Source organism: Pseudomonas sp. WC1, assembly GCF_050586565.1.
Classification (GTDB): domain Bacteria; phylum Pseudomonadota; class Gammaproteobacteria; order Pseudomonadales; family Pseudomonadaceae; genus Aquipseudomonas.
Genome location: NZ_JBOBDQ010000090.1, coordinates 1 through 15,563, shown reverse-complemented (window position 1 = coordinate 15,563; position 15,563 = coordinate 1). Strand labels below are relative to the sequence as shown.

The 15,563-nt window shown below is 64.6% G+C and carries 16 protein-coding genes; 14 read left to right on the top strand and 2 right to left on the bottom strand.

Going from position 1 to position 15,563, the window contains the following annotated elements; genetic code table 11:
• Positions 1 to 286: 286 nt before the first annotated feature.
• From ACQ4OD_RS25475 to ACQ4OD_RS25465, 3 genes are read left to right on the top strand one after another with little or no spacing between them, the layout of a single operon-like run.
• A complete protein-coding gene (locus tag ACQ4OD_RS25475) occupies positions 287 to 946 on the top strand; it encodes a paraquat-inducible protein A (protein WP_139668857.1) in 660 nt (219 codons plus the stop codon).
• Complete coding sequence (locus ACQ4OD_RS25470) at positions 933 to 1,556, top strand: paraquat-inducible protein A (RefSeq protein WP_198755440.1); 624 nt, start codon at positions 933 to 935, stop codon at positions 1,554 to 1,556. The genes ACQ4OD_RS25475 and ACQ4OD_RS25470 overlap by 14 nt, the downstream gene beginning before the upstream one ends.
• A complete protein-coding gene (locus ACQ4OD_RS25465) occupies positions 1,549 to 3,849 on the top strand; it encodes an MlaD family protein (protein WP_430945154.1) in 2,301 nt (766 codons plus the stop codon). Before ACQ4OD_RS25470 ends, ACQ4OD_RS25465 begins: the two co-directional genes overlap by 8 nt.
• A gap of 224 nt (positions 3,850 to 4,073) precedes the next feature.
• Here ACQ4OD_RS25465 and rpsT read toward each other — a convergent pair whose 3' ends face one another.
• Positions 4,074 to 4,352, bottom strand: a complete 279-nt coding sequence (gene rpsT / locus ACQ4OD_RS25460; protein WP_023533220.1) for a 30S ribosomal protein S20 — start codon at positions 4,350 to 4,352, stop codon at positions 4,074 to 4,076.
• A gap of 250 nt (positions 4,353 to 4,602) precedes the next feature.
• On the opposite strand from rpsT, the gene murJ reads away from it, so the two are divergent.
• From murJ to ispH, 6 genes are all read left to right on the top strand, one after another.
• The gene (gene murJ, locus ACQ4OD_RS25455) at positions 4,603 to 6,141 is read left to right on the top strand and encodes a murein biosynthesis integral membrane protein MurJ (protein ID WP_139668861.1); all 1,539 of its coding nucleotides are present in this window, start codon (positions 4,603 to 4,605) and stop codon (positions 6,139 to 6,141) included.
• A 118-nt stretch (positions 6,142 to 6,259) separates the two neighbouring features.
• On the top strand, positions 6,260 to 7,210 hold the full coding sequence (gene ribF, locus ACQ4OD_RS25450) for a bifunctional riboflavin kinase/FAD synthetase (protein ID WP_430945153.1): 951 nt from the start codon (positions 6,260 to 6,262) through the stop codon (positions 7,208 to 7,210).
• Entirely contained in the window at positions 7,207 to 10,038 is a 2,832-nt protein-coding gene (gene ileS, locus ACQ4OD_RS25445) for an isoleucine--tRNA ligase (protein ID WP_110700075.1), read from the top strand. The genes ribF and ileS overlap by 4 nt, the downstream gene beginning before the upstream one ends.
• Positions 10,031 to 10,546: a signal peptidase II gene (lspA, locus tag ACQ4OD_RS25440; protein ID WP_102682158.1), complete on the top strand. Its 516-nt coding sequence runs from the start codon at positions 10,031 to 10,033 to the stop codon at positions 10,544 to 10,546. The genes ileS and lspA overlap by 8 nt, the downstream gene beginning before the upstream one ends.
• The gene (locus ACQ4OD_RS25435; protein WP_023629753.1) at positions 10,539 to 10,976 is read left to right on the top strand and encodes an FKBP-type peptidyl-prolyl cis-trans isomerase; all 438 of its coding nucleotides are present in this window, start codon (positions 10,539 to 10,541) and stop codon (positions 10,974 to 10,976) included. Before lspA ends, ACQ4OD_RS25435 begins: the two co-directional genes overlap by 8 nt.
• Before the next feature lie 14 nt (positions 10,977 to 10,990).
• On the top strand, positions 10,991 to 11,938 hold the full coding sequence (ispH, locus tag ACQ4OD_RS25430) for a 4-hydroxy-3-methylbut-2-enyl diphosphate reductase (RefSeq protein ID WP_102682157.1): 948 nt from the start codon (positions 10,991 to 10,993) through the stop codon (positions 11,936 to 11,938).
• A 1-nt stretch (position 11,939) separates the two neighbouring features.
• Here ispH and ACQ4OD_RS25425 read toward each other — a convergent pair whose 3' ends face one another.
• Positions 11,940 to 12,419, bottom strand: a complete 480-nt coding sequence (locus ACQ4OD_RS25425; protein ID WP_430945152.1) for a GspH/FimT family pseudopilin — start codon at positions 12,417 to 12,419, stop codon at positions 11,940 to 11,942.
• Positions 12,420 to 12,527: 108 nt separating this feature from the next.
• Between ACQ4OD_RS25425 and pilV the strand changes: the two genes are divergently transcribed.
• The 5 genes from pilV to thiO are packed head-to-tail and all read left to right on the top strand — an operon-like array spanning position 12,528 to position 15,537.
• Positions 12,528 to 12,887, top strand: coding sequence for a type IV pilus modification protein PilV (pilV, locus tag ACQ4OD_RS25420; protein ID WP_430945151.1), 360 nt, complete (start codon positions 12,528 to 12,530; stop codon positions 12,885 to 12,887).
• Entirely contained in the window at positions 12,884 to 13,519 is a 636-nt protein-coding gene (locus ACQ4OD_RS25415; protein WP_430945150.1) for a PilW family protein, read from the top strand. Before pilV ends, ACQ4OD_RS25415 begins: the two co-directional genes overlap by 4 nt.
• Positions 13,516 to 13,986: a hypothetical protein gene (locus tag ACQ4OD_RS25410; RefSeq protein WP_430945149.1), complete on the top strand. Its 471-nt coding sequence runs from the start codon at positions 13,516 to 13,518 to the stop codon at positions 13,984 to 13,986. The genes ACQ4OD_RS25415 and ACQ4OD_RS25410 overlap by 4 nt, the downstream gene beginning before the upstream one ends.
• A gap of 1 nt (position 13,987) precedes the next feature.
• Positions 13,988 to 14,386 (top strand): type IV pilin protein, encoded by a 399-nt coding sequence (locus tag ACQ4OD_RS25405; protein ID WP_258701313.1) that lies wholly within the window; start codon positions 13,988 to 13,990, stop codon positions 14,384 to 14,386.
• 53 nt (positions 14,387 to 14,439) lie between these two features.
• Positions 14,440 to 15,537, top strand: a complete 1,098-nt coding sequence (gene thiO / locus ACQ4OD_RS25400) for a glycine oxidase ThiO (protein ID WP_110700060.1) — start codon at positions 14,440 to 14,442, stop codon at positions 15,535 to 15,537.
• Positions 15,538 to 15,563 lie beyond the last annotated feature (26 nt).

Here is a 15,563-nt window from a genome sequence, read left to right as displayed (position 1 = left end):
TGCGCTCGGGAAATCGGCCAGGTCATATCAACAGCAAGCCGGTACCCCCAGGTTCTGCGCGACCGGCGATACGCCAGGCCATATCGACAGCAAGCCAGTTCTCACAGCTACTGCGCGGTCGGTGTGGGAGCCGGCTCGCCGGCGATGCGCCGCGTCAGCGGCGCCCTGGGGGCCACGCTCATGGAAAGTGTGACTCGAACACCGATACAGCTCCTCATATGGCCATCTCCCACAATTCGAGTCGGAACACTAGAATAGAGCCGACGCATCCATTCAGAACCCCTTTATGCCTAACCCTGTCGAACCCGAAGCGCTCGCGCAGCTGCCGCTGGATGAACTGGTGGCCTGCCACGAGTGCGACCTGCTGATGCGCAAGCCAACCCTGCAGCATGACGAGAAGGCCCTGTGCCCACGCTGCGGCTATGAGCTCTATGCCCATCGCCACAACCTGGTCAATCGAAGCCTCGCCCTGGTGCTGACGGCGCTGCTGTTGTACGTGCCGGCCAACTTCCTGCCGATCATGCAATTGCACCTGCTCGGTCAGACCTCCGACGATACAGTCTGGAGTGGCGTGCTCGGCCTGTACAACTCAGAGATGCGCGGCATCGCCGTGGTGGTGTTCCTGTGCAGCATGGCCATCCCGCTGCTGAAGCTGCTGTGCCAGCTGGCGGTGCTGCTGAGCATCCGTTTCGACTTCGGTCGCAGCTATGGCCTGCTGATCTATCGTATCTACCACCACCTGCGTGAGTGGGGGATGCTCGAGGTCTACTTCATGGGCGTGCTGGTGGCCATCGTCAAGCTGGTCGACCTGGCCGAGCTGAGCATCGGCCTGGGCCTGTTCTGCTTCATCAGCCTGCTGCTGGTGCAGGTCTGGCTCGAGGTGGTCATGTCGCCGCACCAGATCTGGGTGGCCTTGTCGGGGGAGGATGTCCATGCGGGCGATTGATGCAGGCATCCTGGTCTGTAATGAATGCCATGAGCTGAACCGCCATGAGCCTGGCAGCAACTCGCAGGCCTGCACCCGCTGCGGTGCGGTGGTGCACGCTCGGCGGCCCAACAGTATCGTGCGTACCTGGGCGCTGCTGGTCACGGCGATGATTCTCTATATCCCGGCCAATGTGCTGCCGATCATGACCGTCAGTGCCCTGGGGCAGGGCAGCCCGGACACCATCATGTCTGGCGTCATCACCCTGATGAAGCACGGCATGTTGCCGATCGCCGCCGTGGTGTTCATCGCAAGCATCCTGGTGCCCACCTTCAAGCTGGTGGGTATCGCCCTGCTGCTCTATTCGGTGCAACGCCACCAGCCCCTGTCCGCACGGCAGCGCATCCTGATGTACCGCTTCATCGAATTCATCGGCCGCTGGTCGATGCTGGACATCTTCGTCATCGCCATTCTCGTGGCCGTGGTGAATTTCGGCCGCATCGCCAGTGTCGAAGCCAACCTGGGCGCTGTCGCCTTCGCCACTGTGGTGATCCTGACGATGCTCGCCGCTTTAACTTTCGATCCCCGACTGATCTGGGACAACACGGAGTCGGATGACGACCATGAGTGACTTGCCTACGGCTAAAACCCGCCCAGCTTCGAACTGGTCGGCCATCTGGATCCTGCCGCTGATTGCCTTGGCGATCGGTGGCTGGCTGGCATGGCAAGCCTACAAGGATGCCGGCATCGAGATACAGGTGCGCTTCGAGAGTGGCGAGGGCATCGTCGCCAACAAGACCGAGGTCATCTATAAAGGCATGTCGGTGGGCAAGGTGGTCGCCCTGGTGCTGGATGACAAAGGGGACAGCCGTGGCGTCGTCGCCACCGTCGAGATGCGCAAGGAGGCAGGCCCGCACCTGACCAAGGGCACGCGCTTCTGGCTGGTCAAGCCGAGCGTCAGCCTGGCAGGTATCTCGGGCCTGGAGACACTGGTTTCAGGTAACTACATTGCCGTCGATCCCGGGGAGGGGGAGCCTACCAAGCGCTTCACCGCGCTCAAGGAAGCTCCGCCACTGTCCGACGCCGAGCCGGGCTTGCACCTGACCCTCAAGGCCGAGCGACTGGGCTCGCTCAACCGCGACAGTCCGATCTTCTACAAGCAGATCCAGGTCGGTCGGGTGAAGAGCTATCGGCTGTCTGAAGATCAGGGCACGGTAGAGATCAAGGTGTTCATCGCGCCAGCCTATGCCAGCCTGGTGCGCAAGCACACACGTTTCTGGAACGCCAGCGGGGTCAGCATCGATGCCGACCTGTCCGGGGTAAAGGTGCGCACTGAATCGCTGTCGAGCATCGTGGCCGGGGGCATCGCCTTTGCAACGCCGGAGAACCGCAAGGACAGCCCGCCCACCGATCCAAGCCTGCCGTTCCGCTTGTACGAGGACTTCGACGCGGCCCAGGCCGGCATCCGCGTCAAGGTCAAGCTCAGTGATTTCGAAGGTTTGCAGAAGGGGCGTACACCGGTGCTGTACAAGGGCATCCAGGTGGGCACGCTCAAGGATCTCAAGGTCGAAAATGACCTTGCCAGTGCAACGGCCGAGCTGACCCTCGACCCACTGGCCGAGGACTACCTGGTCGAAGGCACGCAGTTCTGGGTGGTCAAGCCTTCGATCTCGCTTGCCGGTATCACCGGCCTCGAGGCATTGGTGAAGGGTAACTACATTGCGGTCCGCCCGGGCGAGCCAGGCGCCAAGCCCCTGCGCGAGTTCGAGGCGCGTCCCAAGGCGCCACCACTGGACCTGAAGGCGCCCGGCCTGCACATGGTGCTGTTCGCCGACACCCTGGGCTCGCTGGAAGTGGGCAGCCCGGTGATGTACCGCCAGGTGCGCGTGGGCAGCGTGCAGAGCTACCAGTTCGCTCGCAACAGCAAGCGCATCCTGATTGGCGTGCACATCGAGAAGGAATACGCCAACCTGGTCAACGGTTCCACGCGCTTCTGGAATGCCAGTGGCATCACCCTTACCGGTGGCCTGTCGGGTATCCAGGTCAAGAGCGAGTCGCTGCAGACGCTCATGGCCGGCGGTATCGCCTTCGACACGCCGAAACCGGATGTACCGCTCAAACGGCATATCCCGCGTTTCCGCCTGCATGAAAGCCAGGACGCGGCCAACCGTGCCGGTACCCTGATCACCATTCGCGTGGACCGCGCCGATGGCCTGAAGCCGGGCACGCCGATCCGCTTCCGCGGGTTGGACGTGGGCAGCGTAGAGAGCGTCGACCTGACTGGCGACCTGCAGGCGGTCCTGCTCCGTGCGCGGATTACTCAGGCGGCCGAGCGTATCGCCCGCGTGGGTACGCAGTTCTGGGTGGTCAAGCCTGCCTTGGGGCTGGTGCGTACCCAGAATCTCGACACGCTGATCGGCGGCCAATACCTGGAGGTGCTGCCAGCGCTCAAGGATAAAGGGCCGCAGCGTGACTTCATCGCCCTGGGCGATGCCCCCGAGGTGAAAGGCGAGGAGGTCGGCCTGCCGCTGACCTTGAGCGCGGCGCGCCGTGGCTCGATCAAGCCGGGCGTGCCGGTCACCTACCGTGAGATCGCAGTGGGCAAGGTCACCGGCTTCGAACTGGGTCAGACCGCCGACCGGGTACTTATCCACATCCTTATCGAGCCTCGCTACGCCGGATTGGTGCGTGGCGGCAGCCGCTTCTGGAACAGCAGTGGGTTCGGCTTCGACTGGGGCCTGTTCAAGGGCGCCACGGTGCGTACCGAGTCGGTGGAGACCTTGATCGAGGGTGGGATTGCCTTCGCCACGCCCGATGGCGAGCAGATGGGCAACCCGGCGCGACCGCAGCAGACCTTTGCGCTGTTCGACAAGCCGGAGGATGAGTGGATGCAGTGGGCGCCGAAGATCCAGATCGGCAAGTAATGATGGGATGGGCCGCTATGCGGCCCTTTCGCCGCGGTTCTTCGTCACGACAAGCCGGCTCCCACGCCGACCGCATTGGCCTCGGGCCATTCGATATTCTGTGGCAGCCGGCTTGCAGGTTGCCTCGAAGGCACCGACGCTAATGCAGTTTTGGCGAGTAACGAGAAAAATCACAGGCATAAAAAAACCGACCCTAGGGTCGGTTTTTTCGACAAGAACGTCGCTTAGGCAGCTGCAGCTTCTTTCAGTGCCTTGATGTGGCCATTCAGACGGCCTTTGTGGCGAGCAGCTTTGTTCTTGTGGATGATACCCTTGTCGGCCATACGGTCGATTACAGGTACAGCCAGAACGTAAGCGGCTTGCGCTTTTTCGGCGTCTTTTGCGTCGATGGCCTTGACTACATTCTTGATGTAGGTACGGACCATGGAACGCAGGCTGGCGTTGTGGCTGCGACGCTTCTCAGCCTGTTTTGCACGTTTCTTGGCGGAAGGTGAGTTGGCCACCGTCGAGCTCCTCGAAAGACTTTAGGTAAATAGCAAACAAAATAGGCCGCGAATCATGCCGATGAGTCGATCGGATGTCAAGGCCACCTGCAAGGTTCCGCCGAGTGGTGAGCCAACAGGAGGGAAATATTCCTTTCTGTCGCACGACCTGTAAACTCGGGAATTTTTGGCTCCCCTGCGAAGGCGCGGGAGTATCGCACATTCGGACGCTGTCTGGCAGCGTCCTCTGCCCCTGGCGTGAAACTTTTCGATGAACCTGCTCAAATCCCTGGCCGCGGTCAGCTCCATCACCATGATTTCCCGGGTGCTCGGCTTCGTGCGCGATACCATCCTGGCGCGGGTGTTCGGCGCCGGCATCGCTACCGATGCCTTCTTCATCGCCTTCAAATTGCCCAACCTGCTGCGGCGGATCTTCGCCGAAGGCGCGTTCTCCCAGGCCTTCGTGCCGATCCTTGCCGAGTACAAGACCCAGCAGGGCGAGGAGGCCACCCGTACCTTCGTCGCCTATGTCAGTGGCCTGCTGACCCTGATCCTGGCCGTGGTCACCGTCATCGGCATCCTCGCCGCGCCCTGGGTGGTCTGGGTCACGGCACCTGGGTTTGTCGACAGCACCGAGAAGTACGAGCTGACCACCGCGCTGCTGCGGGTGACCTTTCCTTATATATTGCTGATCTCGCTGTCGTCGCTGGTCGGTGCGATCCTCAACACCTGGAACCGCTTCAGCGTGCCGGCGTTCACCCCCACGCTGCTCAACGTGGCGATGATTGCCTTCGCCGTGCTGCTCACCCCCTACTTCGACCCACCGATCATGGCCCTGGCCTGGGGCGTGCTGGCCGGTGGCCTGGCGCAACTGCTGTACCAGCTGCCGGCGCTGAAGAAGATCGGCATGCTCGTGCTGCCGCGCCTGAACCTGCGCGATACCGGCGTGTGGCGCGTGCTCAAGCAGATGCTGCCGGCGATCCTTGGGGTATCGGTGAGCCAGATCTCGCTGATCATCAACACCATCTTCGCCTCCTTCCTGGTGGCCGGCTCGGTGTCCTGGATGTACTACGCCGACCGCCTCATGGAGCTGCCCTCCGGCGTGCTGGGCGTGGCCCTGGGCACCATCTTGCTGCCGACCCTGGCCAAGACCTACGCCAACCAGGACCGTGAGGAGTATTCAAGGATCCTCGACTGGGGCCTGCGCCTGTGCTTCCTGCTGGTGCTGCCCTGCACCCTGGCCCTGGGCATCCTCGCCGAACCGCTGACCGTGGCGCTGTTCCAGTACGGCAAGTTCACCGCCTTCGACGCAGCCATGACCCAGCGGGCGCTGGTCGCGTATTCGGTGGGGCTGATGGCGATCATCCTGGTCAAGGTGCTGGCACCTGGCTTCTATGCGCAGCAGAATATCCGCACACCGGTGAAGATCGCGGTGTTCACGCTGGTGTGCACGCAGTTGCTCAACCTGGCCCTTGTCGGCCCGCTGGCCCATGCCGGGCTGGCCCTGGCGATCAGCCTGGGCGCCTGCCTGAACGCCGGCCTGCTGTACTGGAAGCTGCGCAGCCAGCAACTGTTCCAGCCACAACCGGGCTGGGCGATGTTCCTGCTCAAGCTGGTGCTGGCAGTGGCGTTGATGTCGGGCGTGCTGTTGCTGGGCATGCACTACATGCCGGCCTGGGAGCAGGGCAACATGCTCGAGCGCTTCGTGCGCCTGGGCGCTCTGATCGTCGCCGGTGTGGTGACCTATTTCGGTTGCCTGTACCTGTGTGGTTTCCGCCCACGGCATTTCGCCCGCAAGGCGCTGCACTGAGGCGCGAAAAGGGTCAGGCGTCGGTTTTTCGCATTCCATACCCCGTGGTGGCGCTGCTGCCTGTCACCAGCGCCCGGGTGTGGTTATAATCGGCCACTTTATGAGCAAGAAGCGCGTTATGCAGCTGGTTCGAGGTCTTCACAACCTGCGCCCCGAGCACCGGGGCTGTGTCGCCACCATTGGCAACTTCGACGGGGTCCACCGCGGCCACCAGGCGATCCTCGCGCGCCTGCGCGAACGTGGCCAGGAACTCGGCCTGCCCACCTGCGTGGTGATCTTCGAGCCACAGCCTCGCGAGTATTTTGCCCCGGATACCGCGCCGGCCCGCCTGGCGCGCCTGCGTGACAAGGTCGAGCTGCTGGCCGGCGAGGGCATCGACCGGGTGCTGTGCCTGTCGTTCAACCAGCGCCTGAGCCAGCTCAGCGCCGAGCAGTTCGTCAAGGCGGTGCTGGTCGATGGCCTGGGCGTGCGCCACCTCGAAGTGGGCGACGACTTCCGCTTCGGCTGCGACCGCGCCGGTGATTTCGCCTTCCTCACCGAAGCCGGCAAGCGCCATGGCTTCAGCGTCGAGGCGGCCAACACGGTCATCCAGGACCGCCTGCGGGTCAGCAGCACCGAAGTGCGCAAGGCCCTGGCCGATGGCAACTTCGAGCTGGCCGAACACCTGCTGGGCCGCCCGTACCGCATTACCGGCCGCGTGCTGCATGGCCAGAAGCTGGCCCGCCAGCTCGGCACCCCTACCGCCAACATCCAGCTCAAGCGCCGTCGCGTGCCGCTGTCCGGGGTCTACCTGGCCAGCATCGAGATCGACGGCCAGCAGTGGCCGGGTGTCGGTAATATCGGAGTACGCCCCACCGTTGCCGGTGACGGGCGTCCTCACCTGGAGATTCATCTCCTGGACTACGCCGGTGACCTCTATGGCCGGCGCCTGACGGTGGAATTCCACCACAAGCTGCGTGAAGAGCAGCGTTTCGCCTCCCTGGAGGCGCTGAAGTCGGCGATCGACGCGGACATCGCCGCCGCACGTGCCCACTGGCACGCTCAACCGCTAACGAAGAGCCTGAAATGACCGACTACAAAGCCACGCTTAACCTTCCGGACACCGCCTTCCCCATGAAGGCCGGCCTGCCTCAGCGCGAACCGCAGATCCTGCAGCGCTGGGACAGCATTGGCCTGTACCAGAAGCTGCGCGAAATTGGCAAGGATCGTCCGAAGTTCGTCCTGCACGACGGCCCGCCCTATGCCAACGGCAAGATCCATATCGGTCATGCGCTGAACAAGATTCTCAAGGACATGATCGTCCGCTCCAAGACCCTGTCGGGCTTCGACGCCCCGTACGTACCGGGCTGGGACTGCCACGGCCTGCCGATCGAACACAAGGTCGAGGTCACCCATGGCAAGCACCTGTCCGCCGACCGCACCCGTGAGCTGTGCCGCGAGTACGCAGCCGAGCAGATCGAAGGGCAGAAGACCGAGTTCATCCGCCTGGGCGTGCTGGGTGACTGGGACAACCCGTACAAGACCATGAACTTCGCCAACGAGGCCGGGGAGATCCGCGCCCTGGCCGAGATGGTCAAGCAAGGCTTCGTGTTCAAAGGCCTGAAGCCTGTGAACTGGTGCTTCGATTGCGGTTCGGCCCTGGCCGAAGCCGAAGTCGAGTACGCCGACAAGAAGTCCCAGACCATCGACGTCGCCTTCCCGGTCGCCGACGAGGCCAAGCTGGCCGCTGCCTTCGGCCTGGCCGCGCTGGCCAAGCCCGCCGCCATCGTGATCTGGACCACCACCCCGTGGACCATCCCGGCCAACCAGGCGCTGAACATCCACCCGGACTTCACCTACGCCCTGGTCGATACCGGCGAGCGCCTGCTGGTGCTGGCCGAAGAGCTGGTCGAGTCGTGCCTCAAGCGCTATGCCCTGGAAGGTTCGGTCATCGCCACCGCCCCGGGTTCGGCCCTCGAGCTGATCAACTTCCGTCACCCGTTCTACGACCGCCTGTCGCCGATCTACCTGGCCGAATACGTCGAGCTGGGCGCCGGTACCGGCGTGGTGCATTCCTCGCCCGCCTACGGTGAAGATGACTTCGTCACCTGCAAGCGCTACGGCATGGTCAACGACGACATCCTCACCCCGGTGCAGAGCAACGGCGTGTACGTCGAGTCGCTGCCGTTCTTCGGCGGCCAGTTCATCTGGAAGGCCAACCCGGCCATCGTCGACAAGCTCAGCGAAGTCGGCGCGTTGATGCACACCGAAACCATCAGCCACAGCTACATGCACTGCTGGCGCCACAAGACCCCGCTGATCTACCGCGCCACCGCGCAGTGGTTCGTCGGCATGGACAAGCAGCCCACCAGCGGCGACAACCTGCGCGAGCGCTCGCTCAAGGCCATCGAAGAGACCAAGTTCGTTCCGGCCTGGGGCCAGGCGCGCCTGCACTCGATGATCGCCAACCGTCCGGACTGGTGCATCTCGCGTCAGCGCAACTGGGGCGTGCCGATCCCGTTCTTCCTGGACAAGCAGACCGGTGAACTGCACCCACGTACCGTCGAGCTGATGGAGGAAGTGGCCAAGCGCGTCGAGCAGCAAGGCATCGAGGCCTGGTTCAAGCTGGATGCCGCCGAACTGCTGGGCGATGAAGCCGGCCAGTACGACAAGATTTCCGACACCCTCGACGTCTGGTTCGACTCCGGCACCACCCACTGGCACGTGCTGCGCGGCTCCCACGATATCGGCCACGCCACCGGCCCGCGCGCCGACCTGTACCTGGAAGGCTCCGACCAGCACCGCGGCTGGTTCCACTCTTCCTTGCTGACCGGCTGTGCCATCGACGGCCACGCGCCGTACCGCGAGCTGCTGACCCACGGTTTCACCGTGGACGAGAACGGCCGCAAGATGTCCAAGTCGCTGGGCAACACCATCGAGCCGGAAAAGGTCAACAACACCCTGGGTGCCGACATCCTGCGCCTGTGGGTCTCCGCCACCGACTACTCCGGTGAGATGGCCGTTTCCGAGCAGATCCTGCAGCGCAGCGCCGACGCCTACCGCCGCATCCGCAACACCGCGCGCTTCCTGCTCTCCAACCTGTCCGGCTTCGACCCGGCCCGCGACCTGCTGCCGGCCGAGGACATGCTGGCCCTGGACCGTTGGGCGGTCGACCGCACCCTGCTGCTGCAGCGCGAGCTGGAAGAGCACTATGGCGAGTACCGTTTCTGGAACGTCTACTCGAAGATCCACAACTTCTGCGTGCAGGAGCTCGGTGGCTTCTATCTCGACATCATCAAGGACCGCCAGTACACCACCGGCGCCAACAGTGTCGCCCGCCGCTCCTGCCAGACCGCGCTGTACCACATCAGCGAGGCGCTGGTGCGCTGGATCGCGCCGATCCTGGCGTTCACCGCCGACGAGATCTGGCAGTACCTGCCGGGCGAGCGCAACGAGTCGGTGATGCTCAACACCTGGTACCAGGGCCTGACGGAACTGCCGGCCGACGCCGAGCTGGACCGCGCCTACTGGGACCGCGTGATGGCGGTCAAGGCGGCGGTCAACAAGGAGCTGGAGAACCAGCGCACCGCCAAGGTCATTGGTGGCAACCTGCAGGCCGAAGTCACCCTGTTCGCCGAAGAGGGCCTGACCGCCGACCTGAACAAGCTCGGCGACGAGCTGCGCTTCGTGCTGATCACCTCGGCCGCCAGCGTGGTGCCGTTCGTCCAGGCCCCGGCCGATGCCGTGGCAACCGAAGTGGAAGGTCTCAAGCTGAAGGTGGTCAAGTCCGGCCATGTCAAATGCGGCCGTTGCTGGCACTTCCGCGCCGATGTGGGCAGCCACCCGGAGCATCCGGAAATCTGCGCCCGTTGCGTCGACAACCTGAGCGGTTCGGGCGAGGTGCGCCACTATGCCTAATGCGTCCGCGGGGCGTTTCGGGCGCCTTGCCTGGCTCTGGCTGAGCCTGGTGGTGCTGGTCCTCGACCAGGCCACCAAGGTCTACTTCGAGGGCGCGCTGAGCCTGTACCAGCAGATCGTGGTCATCCCTGACTACTTCAGCTGGACACTGGCCTACAACACCGGCGCGGCGTTCAGCTTCCTGGCCGACAGCTCCGGCTGGCAGCGCTGGCTGTTCGCCGTGATCGCCGTGGTGGTCAGCGCCGTGCTGGTGGTCTGGCTCAAGCGTCTGGGGCGTAACGAGACCTGGCTGGCCGTGGCCCTGGCCCTGGTGCTGGGCGGTGCATTGGGCAACCTGTACGACCGCGTGGTGCTCGGCCATGTGGTCGACTTCATCCTGGTGCACTGGCAGAACCGCCACTACTTCCCGGCCTTCAACCTGGCCGACAGCGCCATTACCGTGGGCGCGGTGATGCTGGCGCTGGATATGTTCAAGAGCAAGAAGTCCGAGGAAGCCGTCCATGACTGAGACCCGTATCGGCCAGAACACCGAAGTCACCCTGCACTTCGCGCTGCACCTGGAAAACGGCGACACCGTCGACAGCACCTTCGACAAGGCCCCGGCCACGTTCAAGGTCGGCGACGGCAACCTGCTGCCGGGCTTCGAGAACGCCCTGTTCGGTTTCAAGGCCGGTGACCAGCGCAAGCTGAGCATCGCCCCGGAGAACGCCTTCGGCCAGCACAACCCGCAGAACGTGCAGGTGATGCCGCGCTCGCAGTTCGAAGGCATGGAGCTGTCCGAAGGGCTGCTGGTGATCTTCAACGATGCCGCCAACACCGAACTGCCAGGTGTGGTAAAAGCGTTCGACGATAACCAGGTGACCATCGATTTCAACCATCCACTGGCTGGCAAGACCTTGAACTTCGAGGTGCAGATCCTCGACGTGAAGGCCGTGTGAGCCTGGAGCCGAGCATGCAAATCAAACTCGCCAACCCGCGCGGCTTCTGTGCGGGGGTCGACCGGGCGATCGAGATCGTCAATCGCGCCCTGGAAGTCTTCGGCCCGCCGATCTACGTGCGCCACGAAGTGGTGCACAACAAGTTCGTGGTCGAAGACCTGCGCAACCGTGGCGCGGTGTTCGTCGAAGAGCTGGACCAGGTGCCGGACGACGTCATCGTCATCTTCAGCGCCCATGGCGTTTCCCAGGCCGTGCGCCAGGAAGCCGCGGGCCGTGGCCTGAAGGTGTTCGATGCCACCTGCCCGCTGGTGACCAAGGTGCATATCGAGGTGGCCAAGTACAGCCGTGATGGCCGTGAGACCATTCTCATCGGCCATGAAGGGCACCCGGAAGTCGAAGGCACCATGGGCCAGTACGACGCCAGCAACGGCGGTGCCATCTACCTCGTCGAGGACGAGGACGATGTTGCCAGGCTGCAGGTGAACGACCCCGACCACCTGGCCTTCGTCACCCAGACCACGCTGTCGATGGACGACACCAGCCGGGTGATCGACGCCCTGCGCGCACGCTTCCCGAACATCGGTGGCCCGCGCAAGGACGACATCTGCTACGCCACGCAAAACCGCCAGGACGCCGTCAAGCAACTGGCCGACGAGTGTGACGTGGTGCTGGTGGTCGGCAGCCCCAACAGCTCCAACTCCAACCGTCTGCGCGAGTTGGCCGAGCGCATGAGCACCCCGGCCTACCTGATCGACGGTGCCGAGGACCTGCAACGCAGCTGGTTCGACGGTGTCCAGCGCATCGGCATCACCGCCGGTGCCTCGGCGCCCGAAGTGCTGGTGCGTGGCGTGATCGAGCAGCTCAAGGCCTGGGGCGCCACCGGCGCCGAAGAGCTCGACGGCCGCGAAGAGAACATCACCTTCTCGATGCCCAAGGAACTGCGGGTTCGCTCGCTGATCTGACTTAGTCACCTGCACAGCGGCGGTCCTCGTCGCTGCGCAGGCTGACCCGGCCACTGGGGCTCAGCACCACCTGATGCTGGCTGCCAGGCCCGCTGCGCTGGCAGATGTCCAGCGTGATGCCGACAAAGCCGACCCCTATCGGCGCGCCACGCCTGCTGAAACGCACCTCCCGCGTGGAACTGGCCACCACCTTCACCGGCCTGGCCAGACGATGTTCGCGCAACATCTGGCCGTCGTGCTCTTGCGACACGCGCCAACCTTTGCCCCAGTCACCTTCCAATGGATGAACCGTCAGCGCCTGCTGTTGCAGCGCGGCCTGGTTGCGCGCGGCGCGCAGTGCCTGCGCCAGTTCCCGGGCGACGGCGGCCAGTTGCAGGGTTTCGCCGAGCCTGGCGTAGGACGTTGCCCCCAGGTATGTCAGTAGGCTGCCAATCGTCAGTGCGCACATCATTTGTAGCAGTGTTACGCCTTGTTGCTTCACCGTGCATTCCTCCCTGGAAGTGCTTCGCTGTAGCTTCCGGCCTGGCCGCGCGAGGCGCCAGTCAGCCGGTTCGGGCAGACGGCGAGGAAAGATCCCAGGAGGGCGACGATGCGAGCGAAGGAAGGCGGGATGACGCTGCTGGAGGTGCTGCTGGCGATGACGGTGCTGGCGCTTGGGGTGTTCGCCGCAGCGGCCTTGCAGGTGCGTGGCATGCAGGCGGCCGAGAGCGCCCGGCGCGACGGTCAGGCGTTGCAACTGGCCCAGGGCATGCTCGAGCAGGTGAGGGCCAGCGGCACGCTCGAAGCGGTGGAGGAGAGTGCCTGGCGCTCGCGGGTTACCCAGGTGCTTGGCGCCTCGGCACAGGGGCGGATCAGGCACCACGCCGGCATGTTGGAGCTGCAGGTGAACTGGCCGGCCCAGGCAGAGGGCCGCCCGGCCTTGCAGTTGCAGGGCAAGGTACTGCCATGAAACGCGGGCAAGCGGGCGCCGGGCTGGTCGAGGTGTTGCTGGCCGTGGCCCTGGGGGCATTGTTGCTGGTGGCGGCGGGCCAGTTGTTCGGCCAGGCCTATCAGGCCTGGCGGCTGCAAGGCGCGGTGGCGAGGCTGCAGGACGATGCGCGCCTGGTCCTGCAGCGCCTGGCCGAGGATATCCGCATGGCGGGCATGTTCGGCTGCCTGCGCCTGGAGGCGGCAGACTTCGCCGATCCGCAGGCTGCGCTAGCCTTCGCCAGGCCGATCGAGGTCAACGCTGACAGCCTCACGCTGGTAGGCGCCGAGCTGCCGGGATTGCTCGGTGCGCCGGACTGGACCGTGCTAACCGATTGTCGCAGTTGGGCGCGGGTCCAGCGTGGGCAGCATGTACCTGGCGATGCCCAGCTGGCCTTGCCGGTGCGCCGGGTTACCTACCGGGTGCGCAATGGCAGCCTGTTGTTCACCAGCAACGCCCAGCACGCCAGCCTGGTCGATAATGTCCGGGCCCTGCGGGTGCGTCAGGGCGACGGTCGCGTCGACATCGAGTTGCTCATGCAGGACCGTGATCACCGGCTGGAGCAGCGCCATATCCTGAGCGTGGCCGTGCGCAATCCTGGGGCTGGCGCATGATTCGCCAGCGTGGGGTGGTGCTCTTGCTGGCCCTGAGCCTCAGCCTGCTGCTTGGCCTGCTGACCGCGCTGGGCATGCGCGAGGCCTTGCTGCAGGCGCGGCAGGTCGGCGAACAATGGCGCAGGGCGCAGGCCTTCGAACAAGCCGAAGCCAGCCTGGTGGAAGGGGCCGCGTTGCTGCAAGGCGGGTTGCCTGCGTTGTGTCTTGACTGCCTGCCGCCTGAGCTGCCGACGGCATCACCTGCCGCGCCGTGGCGAACCACCGACAGTGGCTACGTGCTGCTCCAGCACCTGGGGCAAACACTCCGTGCCGTCGGCCTGCCACAGGACGAGCGGGTCGACCTCGTGCGGATCACGGCGCTGAGCCGCCAGGTGCGTGGCCGACAATTCCTGGAAGCGGTCTATGCCGTGGACGGGCAGGGCAGTATCGGACGCATCAGCTGGCGGCAGCGTCTGGAGGAGGGCTGATATGCAGCGGGGCCTTGGTCTGATCGAATTATTGATTGTCGTGGCGCTGATCGGCATGCTGGCAACCATTGCCTACCCCAGTTACAGCGACCAGCTACGGCGTGCCGCGCGCGGCGAGGTGGTCGGGCTGCTGCAGGATGCGGCGTTGCGCCTGGAACAGCATCGCGCATATGTCGGCGGCTACGCCGACACCGAGCAACTCGTCACGGTATTGTCGGCTGGCAGCCGCTACTACCGCCTGCAGGCTCAGCGCGACGAAGACGCTTTCACACTGCTTGCCCGCCGTGTGACGGAGACGTTCATGGCAGGCGACCGCTGTGGCGACTTCCGCCTCGATCACGCTGGCGTGCGTGACAACCCGGGCGGCAGCGAAGACGAGCAGACATGCTGGGGAAGCTGAAGATCAAAAGGTGCCCGCGCACCGTGGAATTACTTCAGGTGTTGGATCGAACGATGAGCAAGCAAGTAGTGATTGTCGGCGGTGGCGTCATCGGCCTGCTGACGGCGTTGAACCTGGCGGCGGATGTCGACCGGGTGGTGGTGTGCGACCAGGGCGAAGTAGGGCGTGAGTCGTCCTGGGCCGGTGGCGGCATCGTCTCGCCGTTGTACCCCTGGCGTTATAGCCCGGCGGTGACGGCGCTGGCGCATTGGTCGCAGGATTTCTATCCACAGCTGGGCGAGCGTCTGTTCGCCAGCACCGGCATCGACCCGGAGGTCCACACCACCGGGCTGTACTGGCTGGACCTGGACGACGAAGCCGAGGCGCTGGCCTGGGCGGCGCGTGAGCAACGGCCGCTCAGCGCCGTGGATATCTCGGCTGCTTATGACGCGGTGCCTGTGCTGGGTGCGGGCTACCGCCGCGCCGTGTACATGGCGGGCGTGGCCAACGTGCGCAACCCGCGACTGGTGAAGTCGCTCAAGGCGGCGCTGCTGGCGCTGCCCAACGTGACCCTGCGCGAGCATTGCCAGATCAGCGGTTTTGTCCATGAAGGCGGGCGTGTCGCCGGGGTACGTACCGAGCAGGGTGTGCTGGCTGCCGACGAGGTGGTGCTCAGTGCCGGTGCCTGGAGCGGCGATCTGCTGCAGACTTTGGGCCTGAGCCTGCCGGTGGAACCGGTGAAAGGGCAGATGATCCTGTTCAAGTGCGCCGAGGACTTTCTGCCGAGCATGGTCCTGGCCAAGGGCCGCTACGCGATCCCGCGCCGCGATGGGCATATCCTGGTCGGCAGCACCCTGGAGCATGCCGGTTACGACAAGACCCCGACCGCGGATGCACTTGAGAGTCTGAAGGCTTCGGCGGTGGAGCTGCTGCCGGCGCTGGCAGATGCCGAGGTGGTGGGGCACTGGGCTGGCCTGCGCCCTGGGTCGCCGGAAGGCATCCCTTACATTGGCGCGGTGCCGGGGCATGAGGGGCTATGGCTAAACTGCGGGCATTACCGCAACGGGCTGGTGCTGGCGCCGGCGTCGTGCCAACTGTTCAGCGACCTGCTGCTGGGGCGTGCGCCGATCATCGATCCGGCGCCGTATGCGCCTAAAGGGCGGCTGGGGTAAGTTCGTCGGGCCCGCTGTGCGGGCCT